Origin of the sequence: Nonomuraea sp. NPDC049158, assembly GCF_040648335.1 — a bacterium.
GTDB lineage: Bacteria > Actinomycetota > Actinomycetes > Streptosporangiales > Streptosporangiaceae > Nonomuraea.
This window is the reverse complement of sequence record NZ_JBEZDM010000013.1, coordinates 259761-286006: the sequence shown is the minus strand read 5'-3', so window position 1 is coordinate 286006 and position 26246 is coordinate 259761. Positions and strand designations below refer to the sequence as shown.

26 protein-coding genes are annotated in these 26246 nt (G+C 69.5%); 12 read left to right on the top strand and 14 right to left on the bottom strand.

Annotated elements, in window-relative coordinates; all coding sequences use genetic code 11:
• The 3 genes from AB0B61_RS28385 to AB0B61_RS28375 all read right to left on the bottom strand — a co-directional run.
• On the bottom strand, window positions 1–389 hold a 389-nt coding region (locus tag AB0B61_RS28385), incomplete at its 3' end, for an endo-1,4-beta-xylanase (RefSeq protein ID WP_358437824.1).
• A gap of 634 nt (window positions 390–1023) precedes the next feature.
• A complete protein-coding gene (locus tag AB0B61_RS28380; RefSeq protein WP_358437821.1) occupies window positions 1024–2088 on the bottom strand; it encodes an ABC transporter permease in 1065 nt (354 codons plus the stop codon).
• 55 nt (window positions 2089–2143) lie between these two features.
• Window positions 2144–2623: a hypothetical protein gene (locus tag AB0B61_RS28375; protein ID WP_358437818.1), complete on the bottom strand. Its 480-nt coding sequence runs from the start codon at window positions 2621–2623 to the stop codon at window positions 2144–2146.
• 243 nt (window positions 2624–2866) lie between these two features.
• On the opposite strand from AB0B61_RS28375, the gene AB0B61_RS28370 reads away from it, so the two are divergent.
• The 3 genes from AB0B61_RS28370 to AB0B61_RS28360 all read left to right on the top strand — a co-directional run bounded on the left by AB0B61_RS28370 (window position 2867) and on the right by AB0B61_RS28360 (window position 6489).
• Window positions 2867–4384: a trypsin-like serine protease gene (locus AB0B61_RS28370; RefSeq protein ID WP_358437816.1), complete on the top strand. Its 1518-nt coding sequence runs from the start codon at window positions 2867–2869 to the stop codon at window positions 4382–4384.
• A 362-nt stretch (window positions 4385–4746) separates the two neighbouring features.
• Window positions 4747–5346 carry a DUF3887 domain-containing protein gene (locus AB0B61_RS28365; RefSeq protein ID WP_358437813.1) on the top strand — a complete coding sequence of 200 codons (600 nt, stop codon included), beginning with the start codon at window positions 4747–4749 and terminating at the stop codon, window positions 5344–5346.
• 33 nt (window positions 5347–5379) lie between these two features.
• Window positions 5380–6489 (top strand): alpha/beta hydrolase, encoded by a 1110-nt coding sequence (locus tag AB0B61_RS28360; RefSeq protein ID WP_358437810.1) that lies wholly within the window; start codon window positions 5380–5382, stop codon window positions 6487–6489.
• 218 nt (window positions 6490–6707) lie between these two features.
• On the opposite strand, the gene AB0B61_RS28355 is transcribed toward AB0B61_RS28360, so the two are convergent.
• Both AB0B61_RS28355 and AB0B61_RS28350 read right to left on the bottom strand, forming a co-directional pair.
• Window positions 6708–8333, bottom strand: coding sequence for an ABC-F family ATP-binding cassette domain-containing protein (locus AB0B61_RS28355; protein ID WP_358437807.1), 1626 nt, complete (start codon window positions 8331–8333; stop codon window positions 6708–6710).
• Between the two features lie 229 nt (window positions 8334–8562).
• Entirely contained in the window at window positions 8563–9114 is a 552-nt protein-coding gene (locus AB0B61_RS28350) for a TetR family transcriptional regulator (protein ID WP_358437804.1), read from the bottom strand.
• Between the two features lie 110 nt (window positions 9115–9224).
• On the opposite strand from AB0B61_RS28350, the gene AB0B61_RS28345 reads away from it, so the two are divergent.
• Window positions 9225–10067: an oxidoreductase gene (locus AB0B61_RS28345; RefSeq protein WP_358437802.1), complete on the top strand. Its 843-nt coding sequence runs from the start codon at window positions 9225–9227 to the stop codon at window positions 10065–10067.
• Between the two features lie 31 nt (window positions 10068–10098).
• On the opposite strand, the gene AB0B61_RS28340 is transcribed toward AB0B61_RS28345, so the two are convergent.
• On the bottom strand, window positions 10099–10437 hold the full coding sequence (locus tag AB0B61_RS28340; RefSeq protein ID WP_358437799.1) for a helix-turn-helix domain-containing protein: 339 nt from the start codon (window positions 10435–10437) through the stop codon (window positions 10099–10101).
• 223 nt (window positions 10438–10660) lie between these two features.
• Here AB0B61_RS28340 and AB0B61_RS28335 point away from each other — a divergent pair, with 223 nt between their 5' ends.
• Both AB0B61_RS28335 and AB0B61_RS28330 read left to right on the top strand, forming a co-directional pair.
• On the top strand, window positions 10661–11020 hold the full coding sequence (locus AB0B61_RS28335; RefSeq protein WP_358437796.1) for an STAS domain-containing protein: 360 nt from the start codon (window positions 10661–10663) through the stop codon (window positions 11018–11020).
• Between the two features lie 137 nt (window positions 11021–11157).
• Window positions 11158–11826 (top strand): hypothetical protein, encoded by a 669-nt coding sequence (locus AB0B61_RS28330; RefSeq protein WP_358437793.1) that lies wholly within the window; start codon window positions 11158–11160, stop codon window positions 11824–11826.
• Window positions 11827–11878: 52 nt separating this feature from the next.
• On the opposite strand, the gene AB0B61_RS28325 is transcribed toward AB0B61_RS28330, so the two are convergent.
• Window positions 11879–12226, bottom strand: coding sequence for a luciferase family protein (locus AB0B61_RS28325; RefSeq protein ID WP_225300176.1), 348 nt, complete (start codon window positions 12224–12226; stop codon window positions 11879–11881).
• A 161-nt stretch (window positions 12227–12387) separates the two neighbouring features.
• Here AB0B61_RS28325 and AB0B61_RS28320 point away from each other — a divergent pair, with 161 nt between their 5' ends.
• The 3 genes from AB0B61_RS28320 to AB0B61_RS28310 are packed head-to-tail and all read left to right on the top strand — an operon-like array spanning window position 12388 to window position 14448.
• Window positions 12388–12945 (top strand): RNA polymerase sigma factor, encoded by a 558-nt coding sequence (locus AB0B61_RS28320; protein WP_358437789.1) that lies wholly within the window; start codon window positions 12388–12390, stop codon window positions 12943–12945.
• Window positions 12942–13667: a hypothetical protein gene (locus AB0B61_RS28315; protein WP_358437786.1), complete on the top strand. Its 726-nt coding sequence runs from the start codon at window positions 12942–12944 to the stop codon at window positions 13665–13667. Before AB0B61_RS28320 ends, AB0B61_RS28315 begins: the two co-directional genes overlap by 4 nt.
• Window positions 13668–13704: 37 nt before the next feature.
• Entirely contained in the window at window positions 13705–14448 is a 744-nt protein-coding gene (locus tag AB0B61_RS28310; protein ID WP_358437783.1) for a class I SAM-dependent methyltransferase, read from the top strand.
• Here AB0B61_RS28310 and AB0B61_RS28305 read toward each other — a convergent pair.
• Window positions 14435–14863: a hypothetical protein gene (locus tag AB0B61_RS28305; RefSeq protein ID WP_358437780.1), complete on the bottom strand. Its 429-nt coding sequence runs from the start codon at window positions 14861–14863 to the stop codon at window positions 14435–14437. The genes AB0B61_RS28310 and AB0B61_RS28305 overlap by 14 nt on opposite strands.
• A 249-nt stretch (window positions 14864–15112) precedes the next feature.
• Window positions 15113–17047 (bottom strand): glycosyl hydrolase family 18 protein, encoded by a 1935-nt coding sequence (locus tag AB0B61_RS28300; protein ID WP_358437777.1) that lies wholly within the window; start codon window positions 17045–17047, stop codon window positions 15113–15115.
• 231 nt (window positions 17048–17278) lie between these two features.
• On the opposite strand from AB0B61_RS28300, the gene AB0B61_RS28295 reads away from it, so the two are divergent.
• The gene (locus tag AB0B61_RS28295; protein ID WP_358437774.1) at window positions 17279–17767 is read left to right on the top strand and encodes a hypothetical protein; all 489 of its coding nucleotides are present in this window, start codon (window positions 17279–17281) and stop codon (window positions 17765–17767) included.
• Between the two features lie 57 nt (window positions 17768–17824).
• Here AB0B61_RS28295 and AB0B61_RS28290 read toward each other — a convergent pair whose 3' ends face one another.
• Genes AB0B61_RS28290 through AB0B61_RS28275 form a run of 4 tightly spaced genes read right to left on the bottom strand, consistent with a single transcriptional unit; the run spans window position 17825 to window position 22617 of the window.
• Window positions 17825–18721, bottom strand: a complete 897-nt coding sequence (locus tag AB0B61_RS28290) for a hypothetical protein (RefSeq protein WP_358437772.1) — start codon at window positions 18719–18721, stop codon at window positions 17825–17827.
• Window positions 18718–19779 (bottom strand): CU044_5270 family protein, encoded by a 1062-nt coding sequence (locus AB0B61_RS28285; RefSeq protein WP_358437770.1) that lies wholly within the window; start codon window positions 19777–19779, stop codon window positions 18718–18720. Before AB0B61_RS28285 ends, AB0B61_RS28290 begins: the two co-directional genes overlap by 4 nt.
• Window positions 19772–20380, bottom strand: a complete 609-nt coding sequence (locus AB0B61_RS28280) for an RNA polymerase sigma factor (RefSeq protein WP_358437768.1) — start codon at window positions 20378–20380, stop codon at window positions 19772–19774. The genes AB0B61_RS28285 and AB0B61_RS28280 overlap by 8 nt, the downstream gene beginning before the upstream one ends.
• 53 nt (window positions 20381–20433) lie before the next feature.
• Window positions 20434–22617, bottom strand: coding sequence for a glycoside hydrolase N-terminal domain-containing protein (locus AB0B61_RS28275; RefSeq protein WP_358437765.1), 2184 nt, complete (start codon window positions 22615–22617; stop codon window positions 20434–20436).
• 134 nt (window positions 22618–22751) lie between these two features.
• Here AB0B61_RS28275 and boxB point away from each other — a divergent pair, with 134 nt between their 5' ends.
• Window positions 22752–24152 (top strand): benzoyl-CoA 2,3-epoxidase subunit BoxB, encoded by a 1401-nt coding sequence (gene boxB, locus AB0B61_RS28270; protein WP_358437762.1) that lies wholly within the window; start codon window positions 22752–22754, stop codon window positions 24150–24152.
• Window positions 24153–24156: 4 nt separating this feature from the next.
• On the opposite strand, the gene AB0B61_RS28265 is transcribed toward boxB, so the two are convergent.
• Window positions 24157–25536: a polysaccharide deacetylase family protein gene (locus AB0B61_RS28265; RefSeq protein WP_358437760.1), complete on the bottom strand. Its 1380-nt coding sequence runs from the start codon at window positions 25534–25536 to the stop codon at window positions 24157–24159.
• A 166-nt stretch (window positions 25537–25702) separates the two neighbouring features.
• Here AB0B61_RS28265 and AB0B61_RS28260 point away from each other — a divergent pair, with 166 nt between their 5' ends.
• A complete protein-coding gene (locus tag AB0B61_RS28260) occupies window positions 25703–26209 on the top strand; it encodes a DinB family protein (RefSeq protein ID WP_358437757.1) in 507 nt (168 codons plus the stop codon).
• Window positions 26210–26246: the final 37 nt, after the last annotated feature.

The following is a 26246-nucleotide window of genomic DNA, read 5'->3' as shown; positions in this document are numbered from 1 at the left end:
TGCTGGCCGTGCCAGGCCAGCGTGTGCCCGCGCACCCGCTTGCCGTTCTGCACGGCCCAGTTGTAGACGCGGTCGCCGTTGGTGAAGTTGAACTGGCCCTGGTTGGGTTCGGTGGCGTCGATCTTCATCTCGTTCTCGGCCGTCACCATGGTGAACTCGCGGCCGGCGATCGTGGTGTACTGCGAGTCGCCGAGCCGGCCCGCGCTGATGGCGGTGCCGAAGTATCGCCCGCTCTGCGCGGCGGCCGCGCCGAGCGTACTCGCCGCGGCTCCGGCCGGCGTGGTCGGCACCATCACCGCGGTGACCACGCCGAGTAAGCCGACGGCGGCGGCGATCAGAACCCGCGGGCTCCTGAGAGGCCGCGGCGGAAGTATGGCTTTGATCCCCATAACTGGCTGCTCCAGACTGAATCACGAGAAAGCGGACACGCGGGGGTCACCCCGCACGATCGACGCCGCGTCCCGTGATCAGGGAACGCACACCACCAGGGCATCGCGAACGGCGGTCCTCACCGCGCACCACCACGAGCAGGTGGAAGCCGCCTTGGGCCACAGTCTGGAAACCACGCCGAAATGTGTCAAGGTTTTGGCGAAAGTTTCAGAGTGACGCTCTCGCCGTCACGGGCGGCGACCCCTGATAACGCCTGATGAGCCGCACGCCGGTCCGCCGCCCCTCCGTGGGCGCGAGGTGCCGTCCTTGACGTCGCCGCTTCGTCTCGTATTGGCTCCGACCTGTCACCACCACCATCTGACAGAAAAGGAACCGCGACCGGAAAACAAGACGTGTGAGCGCTAACAGCCGACCTGGGCCACCACCCGGCGGCCATGGTGCGGAGGCGGTCCGGCGGACAGACACCACGTCCCTGGAGCCGTCCTCCCGGAGAGTCACCGATGAGGAGGTTCACGACGGCGAAGACGAACGCCCCGGACGGTCGCCTTCGTCGCGGCATGTCATCACCGGCGTACGTTCGCGGTGGTGAGGAATCCGCTGAGTGGCGGCCGGCTCTTCCTGCCGCCGGTCCCATCAACCGTTCAGGGCGGCTGTTGGATGCGTCTTCGACGCCCGGATCGCCGGGTAGAGCCCGGCGACCGCGCCGATCAGCATGGTCGCGCCGATGCCACCCGCGAACACGACGGGAGGCACCGCGATGGGCCAGCTGTTCGTCACGGCGAACACCGCGATGACGCCGAACCCGATGACGGCCCCGGCGAGTCCGCCGAGTGCGGACAGCAGGAGGGCTTCTGCCAGGAATTGGGTACGGATGTGGCTCTGGGTGGCGCCGAGAGCCCGCCGTAGCCCGATCTCCCTGCGGCGTTCGAGCACGGAGATCACCATGGTGTTGGCGACGCCGATCCCTCCGACGAGCAGCGCGACGGAGCCCAGGCCGACCAGCAGGCCGGTGAACGCGAGGTCCGCGGCGTTCTTCGCCGCCAGAGCGTCAGAGGGCCGGGAAACACGCGCGTTCTCGGGATTCTCCGGGTTCACCGTGCGCGGCAGGAGCTCGCGCACTGCTTCCACCTCGGCATCGGCCGAGCGCTCGAAAATGGTGGTCGGTTTGCCGTCCCAGCCGAACCGCGCGGCGGCGTACGCCTCGCCGATGAACGCGGAGGTGTCCAGTTCCGGGGCGAGAGGCAGGGCATCGAGTATCCCGATGACCGTGAATCGGGTGTCGCCGAGCCAGACCTGGCTTCCCGGACTCACGATGCCGAGCCGATCGGCGGAGATGGCGCCGAGCACGACGGTGGGGTAGTTCGCGGTCGCCTTGGTGAGCCAGGTTCCCTGGCGGAGCGTGCCGTCGAGGAGGCTCAGGATGTGGAGGTCGGCGACCCGCACGATGAGGCCGCTGGACTTGTCCGGGTCGATGAGCCTGCTCCGGTACACCTTGACGTCCGGCAACGTCGCGACCGCGCCGGCGATCGAGACTCCGCGGATCAGCCCGACCTTGCCGGTGGATTCGGCCGGCAGAGTGGTGTCCTGGCCGGTGAGCGACGTACCCGGCTGGACGGTGAGCAGGTTCGTGCCCAGCGCCGCCAGCTGGGCGTCCAGCCTCGCCCGGCTCGAGGTGGAGATGCCCACGACGGCGATCATCGCCGCGATGCCGTGCGGCCGTGTCCACGCGGGGCGCGCTCCGGCTTTCCGGACGTCATTTGCGGTAGCACTCCGTCAAGCCGTCCTGCGAGACGCCCTCAGGCACCTCGACCTGTGCGGCCTGCCCGGGAGCGGGGTCTTTGACCTTGTACCCGTGGTCGCGGAGGCACTGGAGGGTCTTGAGCTCCTTTTCCTTCGCTTCTTTGTCGGACATCTCGGGCTGGTCGTCAGAGGCTGCGGGCGGCTTGCCGATCTTCTTGATGCAGGCGTCCCTCGCTACCTCGTACGCGTCCTGCCGGTCGCCGAAGTCGATTTTTCCGGCCTCCTTCGGAAGTACGAAGCCCTTGTCGCTCAGGCACGACCGGAACTTGACCTCCCATTCGGTGTACTTCTGGTCGGCCGTACCGGCGGAAGACGAGTTGTTCGGCGGGCCGCTCGACTCGTTGGCGTTGCCGCAACCGGCCAGCAGGCCCGCGAGGCAGGCGAAAGCCGCGAATGCGACGCGAGCGCGAGGGCGGTGAAGTGTATTGGGCATGGTTGGCCACCCTGCGCGATGCGGATGTCCGCGTTGTCGCGGTCGCGTATCGGCGGCCGCTTGGCTACGTATCGGATGTGTGTCAGCCCTCGGAGCTGGATCACCCCACAGGTGAAGACCGGCGTCCGGACCGTTGGCGATGGCGAGCCCAGCGGGGGCCTGATACATCCCCAATACGCGTCTAAGCGGCCGCCGATACGCGACCGCCTCAGCATGGACACCTGAACCGCGCAGGGTGTCCCAATGCGTTTTCGAATTCTTCTCCTCGTTCCCGTGGCGCTGGCCGCGCTGGCGGCGACCGCGACTCCGTCGTTCGCCCTGCGCGGCGGCGTCGAGTCGGTACGGCCGTACTCGTTCATGGGCTCGTTACAGCGCGCCGAATCCCCACGCGCGGACGGCCATGTCTGCGGAGTCACGCTGATCGCGCCGCGGTGGGTGGTCACCGCGGGCCATTGCGCCCGCACGCCCAATCAGGCTCAGGTGGGCACCCCTCGGGGCTGGCGGGTGCGCATCGGCTCCCTGAGCGTGACCTCCGGTGGCGAGCTGGCCGAGGTCGACAAGTTCTATCGGTACTCCACCGAGATCTACGGCAAGGATCTCGCGCTGCTGCACCTGCGCACCCCGGTTCGGGCGAAGCCGGCGCGGATCTCGCCCGCCACGCCGACCGACCACACCGCGACGCGCATCATCGGCTGGGGCGTGACCTGTGACGAGCGCGCGCCGAAGTGCTACCCGGACCGCCTGCGCGAGGCCGACACCGTGGTGCGGCCGGACTCGGTTTGCGAAGTGAGCGGTATCACCGCGAAGCGTGAGCTGTGCGTGGGCAGCCCGGACGGAAGCATCTCGGCCACCAACATGGATTCCGGCGGGCCGGCGCTGGTCCGCCGAGGTGGCAGCTGGCTGCTGGCCGGAGCGGTCAGCGGCAGCAACGGCCCCGACACCCCGACCGTGTACAGCGACGTGTCGTTGTATCGGAAATGGATCTGGGGCATCGTCACGGGCACCGCCGTTCCGCCGAAATCGCACCTGCCGTCCCTGGAGGGCGCCGCGCAGTTCGGCGAGTGCTCCGGCGCCGTGGTCCGCACCGGGACCGGCCGGGCGCAGGATCCGGCCCTGCTCCTCACGAACGGCCACTGCGTCCGGGGCACCCGCCCCGCGCCGGGGTCGGCGCTCGTCGACCAGCCGGCCGCCCAGCCGGTCACGATCACCGACCGCGAGGGCTACCCCAAGGTCGAGGCCAGGACGACCCGGCTGGTGTACGCCACCATGACCGGCACCGACGTCGCCCTGTACCGCCTGGACCGGACCTACGCGCAGCTGGCCGCCGCCGACGCCACGGTCTTCGACCTCACCACAACCCCGGCCGCGGCCGGTGACCGGGTGGACCTGTTGTCCGGCACCTGGGGCCGGCGCTGGAGCTGCGCGGTGAAGGCCGTGGTGCCGGGGCTGCGTGAGGGCGGGTACGAACAGGAGAACGCACTCAGGTACACCAGCGCCTGCGAACCGGGGCACGGCGCCTCGGGGTCACCGCTGATCGCCCCGGACGGGCAGACCGTGGTCGGGCTGCACAACACGAGCAACGACGACGGGAAGAGCTGCACGGAGAACAACCCGTGTGAAGTCGACGCGGCCGGCCACGTGACGGTACGCAAGGGAGCCCACTACGGCCAGCAGGTCGCAGCCGTACCCGCCTGCCTGGCGCCCGGCTCAGTGCTGGACCTGTCCCTTCCGGACTGCACGCTGCCCCGCCCAGCCGCCTGACGGGCAGCGTCTCGGACGCCGGCCGGATCCGCTCCTGAACAGCCTCGCGGCGCGATCCACTCGCCTGGGAAGGACCGGCCTTCCCATGGCGAGCAGGCGCCGGATGTTTTTCGTGCCGCCCGGCAGTATTATTACGTGCCATCGACATCAGCACGATATTAAGGAGCGTCGGCGTGCTGGAACCGCATGACACCGAGGCCTGCCGGCATTGCGGCCGCCCTCTCCTCTCCCAGCCAGGACGTGGACGCAAGCGTGAATACTGCGACTCCACATGCCGCAGCGCCGCACGACGCATCCGCGACCGCTCCACAGATGTAAATGAAAGCTTGACATTCTCCTCTCGTAAAGCAAATATTGACGACGTGACGGAAACGGCGGCGTCGGCCGACCTGACGGACGCAGCCCGGAGGCTGGCGGAGCGACTGAGCGCTCCGGATGCGTCCCCGCTGGACGCGGTGGTCGCCACCCGGGATCTCGCGCGGGCCGTCGACCGGGCCATGCGGGCAGCGGTCGACAGGGCACGGGCGACGGGACACACCTGGCAGGAGATCGGCGACGTGCTCGGCTCCAGCCGGCAGGCGGCGTTCCAGCGGTTCGGCCGACCACTCGACCCAAGGACAGGAACACCCATGACCGACAAGATGCTGCCCGGCGCCGCCGACCGCGCTGCCGCCCTGGTCGCGGACCTGACCGACGGCCGCTGGGAGGACGTACGCCGCGACTTCGACGAGACGGTCGCCGCCGGCCTGAGCGCGGCCCAACTGGCCGCGACCTGGGCACAGGCGATCGGCATGGTCGGCGCGTACGAAGGCATGGGCGAACCGGTGCCCCACCAGGCGGGCGACCACACCATCGTGGACATCCCGCTGTCCTTCGAGGCGGGCGACCTGACCGCCCGCGTCGCCTACGACGGTCACGGCAAGGTCGCCGGGCTTTTCCTCCGGCGTCCCGACCCTGCGTAAATCACTCGGATCAAGAAATGGAGTGACCCTGCGATGTTCTTAACTGAGTTCGTACGCGCACGGAACGACCGCGCGCCGCGTCTGGGCGCCGGTCTCTGCGCGCTCGCCCTTGTGGTGAGCGGGTGCGGGAGCGGGTCGGTCACCCGCGTAACCGCCTCCCCCGCTTCCCGTACTAGCCCCGCCTGGGTCGAGGAGGAGGTGAGCTTCCAGGTGGACGGGATGACCGTCTACGGCACCTGGCGCCATCCGGCCCGGCCAGGCGCGAAGGTCCCGGCTGCCCTGATCATCGCGGGCAGTGGTCCCACCGACCGCGACGGCAACAGCCCCGGGCTCAGCGGGATGGACACGTACAAGACGCTAGCCGGGCTGCTGTCCGCCGGCGGCGTGGCGAGCCTGCGCTACGACAAGCTCGCGAGCGGCAAGACCGGCCTCGGGCCGTACGCGTCCAAGATCGCCGACATCGGCATCGCCCCGTTCAAGCACGAGGCCGCGGCGGCGCTGGACTTCCTGGCCAGGCGTCCCGGGACCGACAAACGGCGGCTCACGGTCATCGGGCACAGCGAAGGCGCCTTGTTCGCTCTCCTGCTCGCCACCAAATCGAAATCGAAGACACACGTAAACAGCCTCGGCCTGCTCGAACCGCTGAGCCGCCGATACCTCGACATCCTCAGCGGTCAGATCACCGCCCAGATCAAGGCCCAGCAGCAGGCAGGGAAGATCACCGCCGCCCAGGCGGCCGAGGTCGAGGACGCCCTGGCCAGGGCTGTCGCGTCGCTGCGCGCCAACGGAACGGTCGCGGCGAACCTGCCCGGCGGCCTGTCGAACGTGCTCTCCCCGGAGAACGCGAAGTTCCTGTCGGAGGTCGACCGCGAGGACCCGGCCAAACTGGCGGCCCGGCTCAAGGCGCGCACCCCGGTTCTGCTGAGTTGCAGCGACGCGGACATCCAGGTGAGCTGCGACGACGTCGAGCACCTGGCCGCGGGGCTGGCGAAAGCCCCCGCCGCCACCGACTTCGTCCGCCTGACCGGGATCAACCACGTACTCAAGGAGGACCCCAGCCGGACCGCGGCCCACTACACAGACCCCCTGCCGTTCTCGTCCAAGCTCAAGCAGGCACTCCTCGCGTTCGTCCGGGCTTCCTGAAGCGCTTCCTCCCCGAGCTGTGAGATGTGGACGAGTAGGTGTCTAGGCGAGGTCCGCGTCGCGGACGACAGCGGCTCGGTCGACCATGGCGACATTGGTTGATGGCGCCGTTCTCGCCGATCAGGCCGATCCTGTCGCCGGGCGCGGCAGTGAAAGAGACGCCGGCGAGCACGCGCCGCGTGCCCAGCGTCCGTACGAGATCGCGGGCGAGCAGCGCCTCACTCACCAGCGGGACCCCCGGTCTCCAGGAGGCGACCGTCCGCCAGCTCCAGCCACCGTTGTACGCCGATCTCGGCGAGGAAACGTTCGTCGTGGCTGACCACCACGAACGCTCCCTGATACGCGATGAGCGCCCCCTCCAGCTGCGCCACGCTGACCAGGTCGAGGTTGTTCGTCGGCTCGTCGAGCAGCAGGAGCTGCGGCGCGGGCTCGGCGCACAGCACGCAGGCCAGGGTGGCCCGCAGCCGTTCGCCGCCGGACAGCACCCCCACCGGCAGGTGCGCACGCGCGCCGCGGAACAGGAAGCGGGCCAGCAGGTTCATCCGCTCCGCCGCGGCCATGCCGGGGGCGAAGGCGGCCAGGTTCTCCGCCACGGTGCGTTCGACGTCGAGCAGGTCGAGTCGCTGCGACAGGTAGGCGACCCGCCCGTCGGCCCGCCTGGTCGTGCCGCCGTCCGGCTCCAGCTCGCCGCTGATCAGGCGCAGCAGGGTGGACTTGCCCGCGCCGTTGGGGCCGCGCAGCGCGATGCGTTCGGGGCCGCGTACGGTCAGGTCGAGGCCCGGCTCGGCGAACAGGCCGCGGGCCCGCAGGTGTTCGCCGAGGAAGACCGTGCGTCCGGCGGGCACGTTCGTCCCCGGCAGCTCCAGCGTGATCTTCTGGTCGTCGCGCAGCGCCCACCCGGCCTCGTCGAGGCGGGCCTGGGCGTCGCTGACCCGGGAGGCGTGCATCTGGCCCGCCCGGCCGGCCGACTCCTGGGCGCCGCGTTTCATGTTCCCGGCGAAGATGCGCGGCAGCCCGGCGTTCTTGAGGTTGCGGGCGGCGTTGCCCGCCCGGCGCTCGGCCCGCTCGCGGGCCTGCTGCATCTCCCGCTTCTCGCGCTTGAGGTCCTGCTCGGCGCTGCGCACGTTCCGTTCGGCGGCCTCCTGCTCGGCGCGTACGGCCTCCTCGTACGCGGTGAAGTCGCCGCCGTAGAAGCGGACCTCGCCCCGGTCGAGCTCGGCGATGCGGTCCATGCGGTCGAGCAGGGCCCGGTCGTGGCTGACCACCAGCAGGCAGCCGGTCCATTCGCCGAGCACGTCGTAGAGCCTGCGGCGCGCGGCGAGGTCGAGGTTGTTCGTCGGCTCGTCGAGCAGGAGCACGTCGGGACTTTTGAGCAGCTGCGCGATCAGCCCGAGCGAGACGACCTCGCCACCGCTGAGCGTACCCAGGCGCCGGTCGAAGTCGATGTCCGCGAGGCCGAGCCGGTCGAGCTGGGCTCGGGTGCGCTCCTCGATGTCCCAGTCGTTGCCGATCGTGGTGAAGTGCTGCTCGCTCGGGTCGCCCGACTCGATGGCGTCCAGCGCGGCGATCACCGGGGCGATGCCGAGCACCTCGGCCACGGTCGGCTCACCGACGAGGGGCAGGTTCTGCGGCAGGTAGCCGAGCACGCCCTCGACGGCGACCCCGCCGCCCGAGGGCCGCAGCTCACCGGCCATCAGCTTGAGCAGCGTGCTCTTGCCCGCGCCGTTCGGGGCGACGAGGCCGGTACGGCCGCCGCCCACGGTGAAGGACAGGTCGTTGAAGACAGGGGTGTCGTCAGGCCAGGAGAAGGACAGGCCGGAACAGATGATGAACGCATCGGACATGCGACAGACCTCGATACGAGACCCGGGCGTGCGAAGAGGGCCCGGCAAGGGGACAGGTTTGGGGGTACGACGACGAGGGCCACGTCGGCGGCGGTCATGCGCGCCTGCCGGGGCCGGTCAACCTCCGGTATCACCCGGAGATGTCGTCGTCACCTGCCATGCCTGGTCTCCTAAGGTCTGAACACGAGCATTCATCACCGTAGCAGCCGTTCCGATCGGGCGCACAGGGTCAACGTGCCTGTGGGGTGCCGACGCCGCGCAGCAGGGTGTCGACCACGACGTCGGCGGCCTGTGCCGGGCTCAGCTCGGACAGGTTCTCGGCGGCATGCTCCATCAGCGGCGGCAGGACCGTGGCCACCCAGCCGCGCGGCAGATCGGAGCGCAGCAGGCCCTCCTCGGTGGCGCGCCGCAGGAAGGCATCGACCTCGTCGATCAGGCCGCGGCGGCGCTCGAGGATCGTCGCCTCGCGGAGCATGAGGCTCGTTTCCACCGGCCATTTGCGGTTGACGGCGATGATGCCCTCGACGTAGCGATGCAGCGCGACCGCTACCGGGGCCTCGCGCAGCCTGGCGGCCTCGATGGCCGCCTCGACCGCGTCGTAGCGCGCTCCGTAGACGGCGGCCATGAGGTCTTCGCGGGAGGCGAAGCGGCGGTAGACGGTGCGGCGGTCCACTCCCGCCTCCGCGGCGATGGCGGCGATGGTCGCCGAGGGGTCGTCGGCGAGCATGCGGGCGCCCGTGCTCAGGACGCGTTCCAGGTTGCGCGTCGCGTCTGCTCTCACCTGCCCAACATACCCCCTTATGTGGCACATGGAGCGTTTTTACGTCACCTTTATGCGGATGTTAAGACGATAAGTGCTACATTGATGAGACATCTAGAGAGGACTCACTCATGGCCAAGACATGGCTCATCACCGGAGCGTCACGCGGTCTCGGACGCCGGCTCACCGAAGCCGTCCTCGAGGCAGGCGACCAGGTCATCGCCGCCGCACGTAGCCCCAAGCAACTCGACGACCTGGTGGCCCGCCATGGCGACCGGATCCGAGCGGTCGCACTCGACGTCACCGACGCCGCCGCGGCCTCCCGGGCGGTCAAGGCGGCCACCGACGCCTTCGGCGGCCTCGACGTGGTCGTGAACAACGCCGGCTACGGCAACAGCGCACCGATCGAGGAGATGGCCGAAGACGACTTCCGCGCCCAGATCGAGACCAATCTCTTCGGCGTGGTGAACGTCACACGGGCCGCCCTGCCCGTCCTGCGTACCCAAGGATCAGGAGTCTTCGTACAGTTCTCCTCCATCGGAGGACGTGTCGGCGGCACTCCTGGAATGGGCGCCTACCAGACCGCGAAGTTCGCCGTCGAAGGCTTCTCCGAAGTCCTTGCCAACGAAGTCGCGCCCTTCGGCGTCAAGGTCATCATCGTCGAGCCGGGCGCGTTCCGTACCGACTGGCAGGGCTCCTCCATGGAGATCCACCCCGTCGGCCCCGACTACGAGCAGACCGTGGGCGCCATCCACCGCTACCGGCGCGACACCGACGGCACCCAGCCCGGCGACCCCGCCCGCGCCGCCAAGGTCATCATCGACGTCGTCCGTGACGACGACCCACCTCGACGGCTCCTCCTCGGCAGCGACGCCGTTGCCTCGGCCCAGAAGGCCGCCGAGATCCGCGCCGCCGAAACCGAGAAATGGGCCGACGTGAGCCGCTCGGCCGACTACCCCGCCGACGAACGCTGACCCTTGCGGTCGCACGCGAGTGCGCCGCTCCTCAAGGTCGAGGTTCGTGCGGTTGTGAGGGGCGGCCGGGCAGGTCGTGCTGGGTGAACATGTCGATCAGCAGCCGGATCGGCAGGCCGGCCTCGGTCGGGTAGCGGAAGTGCTCGTCGAGGTTGATGCTGTAGTGGTTGCGGCGGCCGACCCGGTCGCGGGAGAGGTAGCCGGCCTGGTGCAGGTCGGTCACGATGCCTTGCACGGCGCGTTCGGTGATGCCGATGCCGGCGGCGATGTCGCGCATCCGCGCCTGTGGGTTGCGGGCGATCTCCAGCAGGACGCGCGCGTGATGGGTAAGGAACGTCCAGGCGGACGAACGGTCGTCGGATGCGCTCACAGGTCTTCACCTTCTCCGCCCCCGGCGGTTATCAGCGGCTGCGGGGCGGACTGTACCCTCTCTTCCCAGAAGATCCTATGGGGAAAACTCTTTCCGGTATCGGTCTTCGGGATTACAGTTCGGATGCGAGGAAGGAATCGCGCCCGTACTCGGCCAACCCTGAGAGGACGTCATGACTGTCGCGCCGCCGTCGGCGGCCTGCTGAGCAGGCCGTATAGCCGCCATGCCCCCTTTGAGCCTGGACAGCCAGCGCCTGATCACCGGCGTGCTGATCACCGTGACCGGCGAGGTGGACACCACCAACGCCGCCCAATTGGAGACCTACCTCAGCGGGCAGCTCCGGCCCGGCGAGCCGCTGCTGCTCGACCTGGACGGGCTGACCTTCCTCGACAGCATGGGCCTGCACCTGCTGCTGCGCCTCAACACGGCCCTGAGCGAACAAGGTGCCGCCCTCCATCTGGCGTCCGTGCGCGGCGCACCTGCCCGCATCCTTGAGATCACCGGCCTGTCATCGGCCCTGAACATCCACACCACCGCGGAGCAGGCCATCAGCAGCATCCTGGCCGAGCAGGTCCAGCCATAGGAGCCTCGATCTCAGGCGGGTCCGCTGCGTTCGCCTGGGGGACGGGGCTCCGGGTACTGATCGCCACGAACGAACCGTGGGGCACCTACCACGCGGCTCCGCTGCTGCCCGAGGCGCGCCGTCTGGGGTGGGAGGTCGTGCAGTTGGTGCCCGATCGGTCAGGGATCAAGCCGGGTGATCCGGTCCCGGTCGCGACGCCTGACGAGATCCCGCAGGCCGACCTGCTCGTGGTGACGGGCGCCGGCGACTGGCCCGCCGAGTGTGCCGCGCGGTTGCGCCATCTGCCGCTGGTCGCCAGTTCGCTGGCCTACCAGCTGCCGGTGGAGGCGCCGCGGGCCAAGGAGTTCCGCGAGCGGCTGCGGGCGATCACCGCGTCGTCGCCCGCCGAGGCGAAGGTGTACGACGACTACCTGGGTGTCCGCCGCCCGATCACGGTCGTGGGTACGCCACAGACCGACGACCTGCCCAAGCACAACCCGGAGGAGGGCACCGTCCTGGTGCTCACCAGCGTGACCAAGTCCAGCGGTACCGGCGGCTCGGCCCCCGGCACTGAGTTGCTGCTCGCCGCGGCGGAACGCCTCGCGGCGGCCGGCAAGCACATCCTGGTCGGGCTGCACCCGCGCGAGGACCGCTCGCTGTGGGAACGGTACGAGATCAGCGCGGACGACGTGGTGAACGCCGTGGAGACGGCGGAGCCGGTCTCATCGAAGGTGCTCTATGAGGCGGTCGGGCCGGTGGGTGGCTCGGCCAGGCGGCTGTTCAAGGTGTGGCGGAAGGCCGGTCTGCGGGTCCACGCGGCAGCCTGACGTCGGGCTCCGGCGAGCGATACGGCCAGCCGGTCGGCCGTGGGCAGAGTGCTTACGAGGCGTGCGCCTTGATCGCCACGCTGGTCAGGGCGAGCAGGAGTTCGAGGTCGGGTTCGGCGTCCACCTGCACGGCCACCCAGGCGCGATCGGCGCAGGCGTGCACCTGGTCACAGACCCGCAGATGCGGTTCGAGCCGGTCGATCGCCGCCGCCGTCAGACGTAGGTGCACCTCGTCCCGGCCGGACGGGCGCAAAATCTCGGTGCCCCGCACCGCGAAGGCCACGCCGCGCCGGGTGTCGCTGACCGCCAGTGCCGGCCAGGAGCGCAGCTCGGCCATCGCCCGGGCCACATAGGGCCCGTGACGCAGACTCGCCCGCCGCCAGACGGAGATCCCTGCCACAACCTCAATGCTGCTCTACCGCACACCGCATCGCCATGCTGCGTTCTTCAACCGTTATCTGTTATTCAGACGCAAGGGGCCCCTGGGCACAGGTGGAAACACTTGCGGAGGTGCCGGACACCTAGTGAGGTGTTCCGGCATTCTTCGGTTAGGAGACACCCGTGCAGGATCAACGCGTGCCACCCGACACGCGAGATCGTTTCGAGGCGCTCTATCTCGCCTGTTATCCGGCGGTACACCGCTATGCGATACGTCGTGCAGATTCGGTGGACGACGTCGCCGATGTGATCGCGGAGACCTTCCTCGCCGCGTGGCGGCGGCTGGATGACGTACCCGAGGGCGATGCCGCCGTGCTCTGGCTGTACGGCGCGGCCCGGCGGGTCCTGGCCAATCACCGGCGCGGCGAGTCGCGCCGTACCGCGCTGGCCTCGCGGCTCCGTGGCGAACTGGCTGTCGGACAGGGGCAGACGGCCGCCGACCCACGGACCGAGGCCGTACGGACCGCGTTCGCCGCCCTGAACGCGGCCGACCGGGACGTGCTCGCGCTGGCCTGCTGGGAGGAGCTGACCGGCCCGCAGATCGCCAAGGTACTGGGCTGCAGCAGCACCGCCGCCCGGCTCCGGCTGCATCGGGCCCGTAAACGACTGGCCCGGCTGCTCGACACGACCACGACGGATGGGGTCACCGTGATGACCGCACTGAGGGGAGAGACCCGATGAACAAGATCGACCGCATGGTGTCCGCCATCGATCCGGCCGCCGAGTACACCAAGCCTGCCATGGACCAGGGGGTCCAGGACCTCCTCGCGGAGATCGTGGCGACCCCGCCCGCAAGCCGTCAGTCCTCCTGGCTGCCCGGCAGGAGCACCGTTTCACCGTTGCGTCGTCCCGTGCTGGCGGGGTTGGCCGTCGCGGGCATCGCCGCGGCCGCGCTGGTGGCCGTGCCGCTGGTCTCAGGGACGTCGAGTGCGGCGTACGCGGTGGTGAAGAACTCCGACGGCACCGTTCAGGTGACGGTCAAGGAGTTCCGGGACCCCGACGGGCTGGAGGCCAAGCTCAAGAGCGCGGGGATCGCGGCTGACGTGACGTTCACGGAAGCGGACAAGCAGTGCGCACGTGGGCGTTTCATCGGCGCGGACCTGGCCTACGACCCACCGAGCACCAAGAACATGACCGAGCAGCAGCGCAAGGAGTTCGACAAGCCGGACAACTGGCGCTCCCGAGACGTCGCCGCGCCGATCAACAAGGACACCTTCGTGATCTCCCCACGCTTCATGCGCCCGGAGGAGACGCTCGTCCTGGAGATCCGACCGGGTAACTACTCCGGAATGAACTATGCGTTCCTCCCCTATCTGGCCAAGGCCGGCAGCCCGATCGCGCCCTGCCGGCTCGTGAAGGCGAACTCCGATGAGGAGCTCGCCAAGAAGCTGGCCGGAAACTGAGTACAGCCGAGCACACTCTGCGGCATACCGTGGCCTGATGGCTGACGATATGTTCGAACATCCGCGTCTGGCCTCGATCTATGACGCGCTCGAACCCGACCGTGGTGATCTGGACGCGTATGTGGCCATCGTCCATGAGCTCGGTGCCCGTACCCTGCTGGACGTGGGGTGCGGGACGGGGACGTTCGCGCTGCTCCTGGCCGGTCGCGGTATCGACGTCATAGGCGTCGACCCGGCCCGCGCGTCGCTCGATCTCGCGCGGGCCAAGCCGGACGGCGACCGGGTGCGCTGGCTCCACGGTGACGCGACGGCCCTTCCCTCGATGCAGGTAGATCTGGCCACCATGACGGGAAATGTCGCCCAAGCGATCGTGGACCCGCCAGATTGGGAGGGGACGTTACGTGGGGTCTACGACGCGTTGCGGCCCGGTGGGCATCTCGTGTTCGAGACCCGGGATCCGGCGAAACGCGCCTGGGAGGGGTGGGATCGCGCGGCGACGTACAACGTCACCGAGATCCAGGGCGTCGGCGCGGTGGAGAGCTGGTGCGATGTGCTCGACGTCAGCGGGCCGCTGGTGACATTCCGCGGGACGCACGTCTTCGGCTCGGACGGGCAGGTGCTGACCTCGCACTCGACGCTGCGCTTCCGCGAGCGTGACGAGGTCGAGGCGGCGCTGGTCGCCCATGGGTACACCGTGGAGGAAGTCCGTGGTGCGCCCGACCGGCCCGGCCTGGAGTTCGTCTTCTTCGCCCGGCGACCCCCGATGGTCAGTGTTCTTTGAACAGGGTCCTGCACAGCCGTTCCCTGAGTCCCTGCAGCCGGACGCAGGCCGAGCGATGCTCGACTCTCGCGCGATGCACGGGGTGATGGCGAGTCTTCGCGGTCTTGACGCGATGGCGGGTCTTCGCGGTCTTCAAGCGATGTTTCCGCTCGACAGCAGGATGGGCAGCCTTCCGGGCAGCCCGATGAGCGACCCGATGAGCGGCCGGACGGGCGACTGGGCGGGCAGCGGGAGGGGCAGCGGGCTTCGGCGCCGCGTGAACCTGCTCGGCGGCCGGCGGCGCGGCCTCACCGGTCGTGACCGACATGGCGGCCACCCGCGGAGGCAGCGACGACTGACGCTCCTGGACGGTCCGGCCCACCGAGTAGCCGAGCCCGCTGCCGAAACCCATGGCTCCGGCGAGCGCGAGCGCCATGCACGCCGATCCCCACCGCCGTCGTGGCGGAGTCGGCGTCCTGCGAATGAACGCTGACGGCGGAAGCATCTCCATCATCATCACCCCCGGGGATCATGAGCTGACAGTTAGTGGGCGATCACGAAGCGTTATGATCTCAAGATTTCCACGCAGATCCCGGGTCAACCCTCCATCCAGGTACGAAAGGCGAAAGGGCCGGCTCCGCCACGCGGAACCGGCCCAGACGAGGCCCTCAGGAGGTGAAGATGGTCACCCCAGGCCGCTCTTCATGGCGGTGATCAGCTCACCCCCGGTGGTGTCGCCGCTGAGCTCCCAGAAGAACGCGCCGCCCAGGCCCTGGCTCTTCGAGTAACTCATCTTGCCGCCGATCGTGCTCGGCGTGTCGTAGCTCCACCACTGGCCGCCGCAGTAGGCGTAGGCCGTACCGGCGACGGTGCCGGTGGCCGGGCAGCGGGTCTTGAGCACCTTGTAGTCCTCGATGCCCTGTTCGTACGTGCCGGGCGCCGGTCCTGTCGCCGTGCCGCCGGGGGCGGACTGCGTGACCCCGCTCCAGCCGCGGCCGTAGAACCCGATGCCGAGCAGCAGCTTGCTCGACGGCACGCCCTTGCTCTTGAGCTTCTGGATGGCGTTGTCGGAGTAGAAGCCCGGTGTCGGGATGCCCGCGTACGAGGTGAGCGGCGAGTGCGGGGCCGTGGGGCCCTGCGCCGCGAAGGCACCGAAGAAGTCGTACGTCATGACGTTGTACCAGTCGACGTACTGGGCGGCGCCGCCGTAGTCAGCCGCGTCGATCTTGCCACCGCTGGTGCCGTCGGCGGTGATGGCCGCGGTGACGAGGTTGCCGGACCCGAAGCGGGAGCGCAGGGCCGACACGACGTTCTTGAACGCCGCCGAGCCACTGCTGTCGCAGCTGAGGCCGCAGGCGTTCGGGTACTCCCAGTCGATGTCGATGCCGTCGAACACGTCCGCCCAGCGCGGGTCCTCGACCAGGTTGTAGCAGGAGTTGGCGAAGGCGGCCGGGTTCTGGGCGGCCTGGCCGAAGCCGCCGGACCAGGTCCAGCCGCCGAAGGAGAAGAGCACCTTCAGGTTCGGGTACTTCTTCTTGAGCTTGCGCAGCTGGTTGAAGCTGCCGCGCAGCGCGCCCGCGTCCCAGGTGTCGGCGACGCCGTCCACGCTCTCGCCCGCCTGGTAGAAGCGGTCGTAGTCGGCGTAGCTGTCGCCGATGGCGCACTGCCCGTTCGTCACGTTGCCGAAGGCGTAGTTGATGTGGGTCAGCTTGGCGGCCGAGCCGCTGGTGTCGATGTTCTTGACGTGGTAGCCGCGCTGGTAGACGCCCCACTGGACGAAGTACCCGAGCACCTTGTTGCCGCCGCCGGTGCACCCGGTGGTCGCGCCGGTGACCTGGGCGCTGGCCGCGGACTCGCCCACCGAGTTGTACGCCTTGACCGTGTACGTGTGCGACGTACAGGCGCCCAGCGACCCGATGGTGGCCGACGTGCCGGTCACGGTCGCCTTGACCGTGCTCCCCTCGTAGACGCGGTAACCGGTGACGGTGCCGGAAGAGGCGCCCCACGACAGGGCGATCGAGCTGCCGGTCGAGCCGGTGACACTGGGCGTGCCCGGCTGGCCGGGAGCGCCGGTGCCGCCCGAGGTGGTGACGGTGACGGAGTTACCGGCGGCCGAGACGTTCCCGGCGGCGTCACGGGCGCGGACCGTGTAGGTGTAGCTGGTGGCGGCCGCGAGCCCGCTGTCGGTGTAGGTGGTGCCGGTGACCGTGGTCACCTGCGTCGAGCCGCGATAGACGTCGTAGCCGGTGACGCCGACGTTGTCGGTGGCGGCGTTCCAGGCCAGGGAGGCGCTGCTGGAGGTGGTGCCCGTCGAACGCAGGTTGCCGGGCACGGACGGCGCGGTGGTGTCGGTGCCGCCACCGGTGACCGGCTTCCACAGGGCGGGTACGTTGGGCGGCTCCCAGCCGGGCTGGGAGGTATGGCTCTGGATGCACTCGTAGTCGACGCCGTTGTAGGTGACGCGGGTCCCTGCCGTGTACGCGGTCCACGGGGCCCAGGCGGCGGCGAAGGCGACCGAGCTGGCGCCGTACGCGCCGGTAGGTGCGGTGACCGTGGCGGTCAGCGGCAGCAACAGCGCCGCCAGGACCGCGAGGCCCTTCTTCCGGATCGTGTGTCTCATAGTGCTCCGACCTCCGGCGGTTTTGGGGGTGGGTGGGAGGCCCGACACGAAACTTATAGGAAAGTTTCCTGTCAATTATGAGACGACGCTAGCCGCCGCCTGCGAGATCGTCAAGACAGGCAGTCAATTTTCGTCATACACGGAATTAACACCCCGCCCGGCAGTCTTCATCGTGACCGGCCGGTCGTCACAGCTCACAACCCTCAGAGAACCGTCAGAGAAGAGAGTCACATGAGACGCGCACTCGGTGCCGCCATCATCGCCGTGGCGGCCTTCGGCACCACCGCTGCCGTGTCCGCTCCGGCATTCGCCTCGGACGACCCGTCGCAGCCTCAGCTGATCACCAGCGACCAGCTCACGCCCATCCTGGAGTGCTCCGAGCCCGACGTCGTGTTCAAGGGCGAGCAGGGCAAGAGGATCAGCCTCAAGGACGGCCGGTTCGCGGACGAGGACGGCAGGCTCATCAAGGGTAAGGACGTCAAGGATAAGAAGGTGCGCGTCTTCTCGGAGCGGCTGGGCCCCGAGGATGACGCCTGCGGGGCGGACGAGAAGATGAAGTGCGTGGTCAAGCACCGCGAAGGCGGCCGGGTCAACGTCCGGTTCCGCGATGAGAAGGGCGTTCTGCACAAGCGCGCCTTCAAGAGCAAGCAGGGCGCGGAGTTCTTCACGAAGAAGGACAAGCACGTCATCAAGTGGGTCGGCTGCACCGTCGTGCGCTGATAACCCGTACGTGCCTGGCGATGACTCGCCCCGAGCCCGGGGCGAGTCATCGCGGGGTTACTTGGCGTCCGGGACGGCGGGCTGCTCGTTCGTCCAGCCCACCTTGTACGTCTCCACCTTGGTCTTGGCCGGGAACGGCTTCCCATTGACCGTGGTGTCGGTGTACTCGGCCAGCAGCATCATGGCCTTGGTGTCCACAAGGAGCTGCTGCTTGAGCACGGTGCCCTTGGTGGTGAGCGTCGGCAGGGCGAACTTCTGCCCGGAGCGGTTCAGCGAATCCTGGGCCCGCCCGAGGTCGGTGACACCCTTGGTGGTCTTGAACGCCTGGAAGGCGGCGCTCCTGACCTTCCGCGGGACCGGGTTCTCCCAGAGCATCCGGCTCAGGTCGATGGCCACGTACCGGTCGAGCTGGGATTCCCAGTCGCCGATCTTGGAGTTCGGGGAGGTGGTCTTCGCCTCGTCCGCGGCCTCCTTCGTCCAGGTCTTCACGTCCGCCACGACATATTCCTTGAGGGCGGCCGGATCCGACGGCAGATCCTGGAGCTGCTGGTACGTCACCCACTTCCGGCCCAGGTGGAAGCCCTTGGGGGCGCCTTTCGTCGGCCCCACCTGCCCCTCACCGGGCTCCGTGGACAGGGAGATCTTCATGCCTTCCGTACGGTAGGTCCACGAGGTCGGGGAGCCGTCGGCGCGCCAGGCCGCCTCGTCCTTCTTGGTCTTGGGCCGGGCACCGAGCGTCCGGAAGCCGAACCAGCTCTTGCCCTCAGGTGGCTGCCAGTTGGTGGACACCTCCCGCTGCGTCAGCCAGTAACCGCTGCCGACCGGACGCGGATGGGTCCTGCTCAGGATCGTGTCGACCCGCCAGTACTTGCCCTCGGGCGGGGTCGCCTGCGCGGGTACGGCGAGCGCTCCGGTGAAGGCCAAACCGGCGACGGCGACGATCAGCGATCTCACTTCTGCTCCTTCAGTGGGTTGTCATCTGTCCAGACGCTCTCCTGGATCGCGGTGAACTCCAGGAGACGGCCATCGTCCGTGGCGCGCGTCTCGATCGAGAGGGGCTTCCCGGTGGCCGGATCGATCACCAGCCGGGTACGAGTGCCCCCCGCGTACTCGGTCACGGGACGCTGCGCGGACTGGTATTCGAGTGCCTGCCCGGTACGTCCAAGCGTGTCCGTCACCTGCCCGACGGCCGAGACCCCGGGCAGCGACGCGAGCAGCCGGTAGGCGGCGGCCCGGGTCTCACTCGTCACCGGCGCGTACACGAGCAGGCTCACGGCGTTGTCGACGAGCGCCCGGCCGTCCACGTCGGAGAAGAGCGCGCGCAGCCCCTCTGGAGTCGTCGGCACCTCGTTCATCCTGGTCAGCGGCTTACCGGCCAGGACGATGCGGAAGTCCCAGTCCTCGCTGGAAAAGGTCCACGGCTTGCCCCGCGCCGCCCGGACGATGCCCTCGGCCCGGTCGTCGGTGATCAGGCCGGGAGTCTTGCCCTGTCCGTAGGTCCAGGTCGTCGGCGCGCCGGCGGCCCGCCAGGCGGCCTCGCCCTCGGAGTTCGCGAGCACGGCGCCGAGGTAGGTCTCGCGGTACCAGGTAAGGGCCTCCGGATCCGCTGGGATCCAGGATTCCATCGACTTGCTCTGCCGCAGCAGGTAGTGGTGGCCCGGGTCGTAGAACTCGCGGCCGTCGATCAACTTGCTGCCCCACCAGGAGCCCGCGTCGGGCGTCGCGGCCACCGAGGTCGCGGCGGCCAGCAGGATCTGGTTGGCGCTCATCGGGGCGACCGCACTGTGCGTGGCGGGCGACCCGCCCGGCGACACGGAGCTGGTGGCCAGCAAGGCCACGGCCGCCGCCCCGGCCAGGCCGAGCCCCAGCGTGCTCCATCTGGCGGTCCTGCGGCGCCGCCGTGCCCCCTCGTGAGCGAATACGCCGGCCAGCCGTTCGCGCCCGGCCCGCCGGACCTCCGGCGACAGCGGCGGCGCGGGCAGCAGTTCGCGCACCGCCCGGTAATCATCCATCAGAGCCTCCAAGCAAGGGGTTGACGCCGCCCAGAGCGGCCCGGAGCTTCCTGCGCACCCGTGACAGACGGGACCCGACGGTGCCGTACGGGATGCCCAGCGCCTGGGCCACCTCCTCATGGCTCAGCTCGCCCAGGGCGCTCAGCAGCAGCACGTCCCGGTCCCCGTCCGAGAGCGCCTGCAGCTCCGCCGTGAGCCGCGCCTGCTCGTTCGCGGCGTCGACGCGGCTGACCACGCGTTCCTCGTGACCGTGGTCCGTGCCCTCGGGAGCGGCCGCGCTGCGGCGCAGCGCCGCCAGCTTCCTGGTCTCAGTACGGCGGTGCACCGCGATCAGGTTGGAGGCGATGCCGTACAACCAGGGGCGCACCTCCCCCCGTTCGCGATCGAACGTGGTGCGCTTCCTGAACGCGGCCAGAAACACCTCGGCGGCGAGGTCGTCGGCGGCCTCCTGACCGAGCCGCCTGCCCAGGTACGCGTGAATCTCCCCGATATAGCGGTCGTAGAGCTCCCCGAACCGCTCGGGTCTTCGGTACGACGCCTCCACCAGGTCCGCGTCGCTGATCGCCCCCGAGGGATCAACGAGCCGGAGCCGAGCCGTCATGTTGGCAGTCACACCTGTTACTCAACCGATGGGGCGATCTGCTTTCACGGGCCTCAGCCGTCGATGGCCACCAGGCGCGGTTCGCCCGCGACCAGCTCGACCTCCTCCCGGTGCCCGGAGGCGCGGTGGATCAGGGTGATCCGCTGGTCCACCGGCGAGCGCAGCACCGCCCGCACGCTCCCCTCACCCCAGGTCAGCTCCTCGACGACGACCCGCCCCCGGCAGGCGACGCCGCGGATCGTCCCCTTCGCCAGCGGCTCGGGTACGGCGGGCAGCAGCTCCACGGCCCCCGGCCGGGAGTCCACCAGCAGCTCGATGACCAGCCCGTGCAGGGTGTGCGCGGCGTCGGCGTTGTAGATCTCCCGGCCCGGGTTGTGCGAGGTCATGAGCGATCGGAACAGCATGTCCGTGCCCAGGATCTTCATCAGGTTGGCCTGGGCCAGCCCCGCGTCCTTCAGCCGGGCCGCCGCCAGTGCCCGGTGCAGGCTGCCGTGGGCCGACAGGTTCTCGTCGCCGCGCAGCTCCAGAGCGCGGTGCGCGGCCGCGGCCAGCTCCGGCTCGTCGTCGGGGTTGATCTCGTGCAGCGGCCACACCGGATAGAGGTGGCTGACGTGCCGGTGATCCTCGTGCGGGGCCGCGTCCCAGGCCCACTCCGTGAGCGCGCCCCGCTCGTCGATCCGGTACGGCGGCAGCCGCTCGGCCAGCGGGGATCCGGCCAGGCCCAGGGCGTGCCTGGCCGCCGCGATGTCCATGGTCGCGTTGACGCTCGCGTACGAAGAGCCCTCGGGACCCACCTCGGGCGAGAACGACGGCACGATCACGAAGTCGGACCCGGCCAGGAACCCCTCCCAGAACGCCGCCGCCTCCGCCAGCCAGCCGGGCAGTTCGTCAGGCAGGTCACCGGTGACCTGGTGGTGCTCATGGAGCGGGTACAGCAGCCAGTCGGCCCCGGACAGCCACATCGTCCACGGCCAGTCCTCGTCGAAGTGGAACAGGTAGCCGCTCTCCCCGTCGGTACGGCTCGGCGCGAGGATGCCGTCGACCCCGTAGATCTCGCGGGCGTTGACCCTCCAGTGGTCGATCTGGTCGCGGATCAGGGCGGCGTACCCCGTCATGAGCTCGGGCATCGCGCCGATGTTCACCCCGGCCACCTGAAGGTTGAGGTTGGCGTCGGTGGTGAAGTCGCCCGACCAGGCCGCTCCCCACGCGCCGAGCCAGAGACCGGTGAGCCGGGGCGGCAGCACGCCCGAGGAGCTGAGCAGCAGGTAGCGGCCCGAGTGGAACAACCGCTCGATCAGGGCGGGGCCGGGCGGCTCGGCGATCAGCTCGCCGACCGACGGGTTCTCGGCCACACCCAGGTCGAGGGTGACCCGCTCGTAGATGGGCCGATGGATGGCGACATGCCGCGCCAGCAGTTCGTCGTACGAGTGGCCGGCCAGGGCGGTGAGCGCGGCCTCCAGCCGGTCGGTGCCCCAGCCGGGCTCCTCGTACCGGTCCAGCTTCGTCAGCAGCAGCGTCTCGCCCCGCGTCACCACCGCATCGCCCGACACGGAGACGTCGGCGGCCAGGACGAGCGTCAGCCCCTCGAACCCGGCGGCGCCCAGCCCGGCCGGGTAGGCACCGCGAGCGCTCAGGAAGACGTGCCCACCCTTCTCGTAAGCGGTGGTCTGGTAGACGACATCGTCGGGCTTGCCCGGCAGGTCGCCCGTCAGACACAGCCTCAGCTCGCCGGTCAGCCGCTGGACCACCACGGAGTCGGCCCGCGAGACGAACGCGTGGTGCGCGCGCCCACCCGACGTGCCTGCGACCTCCCCGGTCGCGGAGCCCGATGTGCCTGCAACCTCCCCGGTCGCGAGGCCCGACGTGACCACGATCTCCCCGGTCGCGAAGTCGGTGACGCGCCGATAGGGCCCGGCGCACGGGCCCTCGACGACCAGCTCGTACCCCGGATGGAACGCCTGCGTCCAGGCCAGGCCCCGCCCGTCGGCCGCCACCCGCTGCGCCTCGGCGGCCCGCCCGGACAGGATCAGCTCGCGGATCTCCCCCAGCCGGTCGGCGATCGCGGGCGGGCGCAGGTCGCGGGTGCCGTTGGGCAGGACGAAGCGGTGATGGTCGAACACCACGCGCTGGGCGTGCGGCTCGCCGTAGACCATGATCCCGTACTCGCCGTTACCGGAAAGGAACGCGTCCTCCCAGGTAAGCGCGGGCTCGGTGTCGTGAATGCGGTGCGCGGGCATCGGACCTCCGGCATGGGGAAGCGCTTTCCCAGCCCACCCTATTAAATGCTACAGATGCTTGACGCGGCAAAAAAATAATGTCGAGATAAGGACGTACGACAGCGAGATCGCCTTCGACCGGAAGCGAGTGTGAGATGTCCATCGACTACGGCGAGCGCATCCCGAACAACGTCAACCTGGCCGATGACCGGCGGCTGCGACGGGCGCTGGAGTCCTGGCAGCCCGGCTTCCTGCGCTGGTGGGGCGAGATGGGGCCGGCGCTGCCGACCCAGGACGTCTACCTGCGCACGGCGGTGGCGGTCGGCCGGGAGGGCTGGGCGCACTTCGGCCACGTGGCGCTGCCCGAATACCGGTGGGGCATCTTCCTGGCAGAGCGCGACCCCGACCGGCGCATCGCCTTCGGCCGGCACCGGGGACAGCCGGTCTGGCAGCAGGTGCCCGGCGAGTTCCGCGCCGAGTTGCAGCGGCTCATCGTGGTGCAGGGCGACACCGAACCGGCCAGCGTGGAGCAGCAGCGCCGCCTCGGGCTGACCGCGCCCAGCCTGTACGACCTGCGCAACCTGTTCCAGGTCAACGTCGAGGAGGGCCGGCACCTGTGGGCCATGGTCTACCTGCTGCACGCCTACTTCGGCCGCGCCGGTCGCGACGAGGCCGACGCACTGCTGCTGCGCAACTCCGGCAGCGAGGACTCGCCACGCATCCTGGGCGCCTTCAACGAGGAGACGCCGGACTGGCTGTCGTTCTTCATGTTCACCTACTTCACCGACCGCGACGGCAAATACCAGCTGGGCACGCTGAAGGAGAGCGCCTTCGATCCGCTCAGCCGTACGTGTGAGTTCATGCTGAAGGAGGAGGCCCACCACATGTTCGTCGGCACCACCGGCGTGGACCGGGTGGTGGAGCGGACCGCGACGCTGATGCGCGAGCACGACACCGACGACATCCAGAAATATGGCGGCATCCCGCTTGATGTCATCCAGAAGTACATCAACTTCCACTACAGCGTCAGCCTGGACCTGTTCGGCGGCGAGACCTCCACGAACGTGGCCAACTACTACACGGCCGGGCTCAAGGGCCGCTGGCAGGAGGAACGTCGCAAGGACGACCACCTGCTCACCGAGGCGGCCACCACCGTCCAGCAGGTCGTGGACGGCCGCCTGGCCGACGTGCGCCTGCCCGCGCTGACCGCGCTCAACGCCGACCTGCGCGGGGAGTACATCGCCGACTGCACCACCGGCCTGACCCGGTGGAACCGCATCCTGGACGGCGTCGCCACCCTGTACCTGCCGTATGTCGGCTTCAACCGCCAGGTCGGCGCGTTCGCCGGTCACCACCTCACCCCGGACGGCCGCCTCGTCGACCGGGCGACCTGGGAGCACGACCGGGACCGCTGGCTGCCCACCCCCGCCGACAAGGCGTACGTCCACAGTCTGATGCGGCCGGTCTACGAACCCGGCAAGATCGCCGCCTGGCTGGCCCCGCCGCGCAACGGCATCAACGGCCGGCCGCTCGACTACGAGTACGTCCACATCTGAGGGGTCATGGATGTCTCGGGCTCGGACCGCGGAAGGCGAGGGCGGGGACGTGGCCGCCGTACAACTCGCTGACCGTCACGAAATGGAAGCCGCGCTTGGCCAGCCTCTTCAGTACTTGGGGGATCGCCGCCACGGTGGTCGGCCTGATGTCATGAAAAAGGATGATCGTTCCGGGTCGCGCCGGGCCGACCGCGGCACGGGTCACGTGGCCGCTGTTGCGGTACAACCAGTCCATCGTGTCCACGCTCCACAGCACCAGCGGGTGCGGTGACTGCCTGCGTACGACGCGGTCGAAGGCACCGTACGGCGGGCGGACCAGCGTGGGCGTCACCCCGGTCGCCTTCCGGATCGCCTGGTCGGTCCTGGCCAGGTCCGCTCGCACCTCACGGGCGGACAGCCTGGTCAGGTCGCGGTGCGACCAGCTGTGGTTGCCGACCTCGTGCCCGGCCCGCACGACGCCGCGCACCACGCCGGGGCGCGCGACCACGTTCTGCCCGACGACGAAGAACGTGGCCCGCGCCCGGTACCTGGCCAGGTACTGGAGCAACCTGGGGGTGTACGGACTCGGGCCGTCGTCGAAGGTGAGCGCCACGCACTTGACCCGGCGGCAGTCGACCGAGCCGTCCGCCGTATATCCGGGCAGCGCCATGCGGCCGGACGGACGCATGACCTGAGCCTGCGCCCGCCGGCCGAAGTCCGACAGCAGCGGCTCCACCTCGGCGCGCGGCAACACGGCTTGTACCTGCACGACGGCCCCGGCCGCCACCTCCCCCTCGTCGAAGGTCACGACCAGATCGCCGTCCTTGGTGAAGCCCAGGTCGTCGAGCGTCTGGGCGCTCCGGTCCGCGAGCCGTGCCGGCCGGTCGATGCCATCCGGCACCTTCTCGGCCAGCGCCTTGTCGGCCAGCGCCTCGAACCCGCTCATGGACGCCGCGTCGATGAGCGACATGGCGGGCACGACCTGGCCCTTGACCCCGTCGTACCAGAGCGACGTCGTCGACTTGCCGTCGCCCGCGCCCCCGAGCTGGTAGACGGTGAACCGGACCCCGATCACATCGCCCGAGGCCGCCACGAAGCCGAACCCGACGTTCAGCTCCGGCGCCTTCCCGGCCTGCTCGCCGCACCCGCTCTCCCGCGCCCACTTCAGGAACGTGGCCCGCCGCGCCTCGACCAGCCGGCGCAGCGCGTCCGTCAGCGGCTGCGCGCCCGGCACCTGCGGGTACGTGGTCGACCAGGCACAGGATCCCTCGTTGCCGTTGTCGCGAACCACCCGCAGCCCACGCATCCACGTCGGCGCGACCGTCGCGACAGGGTCCTCCGACCGGACGGAGGCCTGCCACACCTGGGACGCCTGCCCGATTCCCCCGCACGATGTCGATGTCAACGTGACCACCGCAAGCGCTGCCACCAGACGCCTCATGATCACGACCCCCCGTCGTTTCCGCCCCTGACCCGTTCGACTCCTGGTTCCAGCTATTGGTTCGCCAAACAGGCCGTCCTGGATGGTCTACTTCGACGGTAACTCGGCCGGTCAGCTACGTTTGCCCAGCATGAGTGACAATCGCATCCCGCCCCCCTTCATCGCCGATGAGCGCGCCATGCTCACCAACTGGCTCGACTGGCATCGCGAGACTCTGGCTGTCAAATGCGAGGGTCTGTCGGAGGAGCAGTTGCGGCAGCGTTCGGCTCCGCCGTCGACCATGTCGCTGCTCGGTTTGGTCCGCCACATGGCCCACGTGGAGCGGGCCTGGTACCGGGGGGTGCTGAACGGCGAGGACGTCCCGAAGTTGTGGGGCAAGGATGCCCGCCAGGACGCGGACTTCGACGACGTCGACACCGCCTCGGCCGACGAGGCGTTCAAGACCTGGCAGAGTGAGATCGAGCACGCCCGCGAGGTGTCGGCCGAGGTGCCGCTCGACGCCCTGGGCAAGGCACAGCGCCACGGGCAGGACTGCTCCCACCGGTGGATCCTCGTCCACATGATCGAGGAGTACGCCCGCCACAACGGCCACGCCGACATCCTGCGTGAGCAGATCGACGGTGTGACGGGCGAATAGCGTCCCCCCGCTGACGTCCCCCGCCCGGCACGCGGCG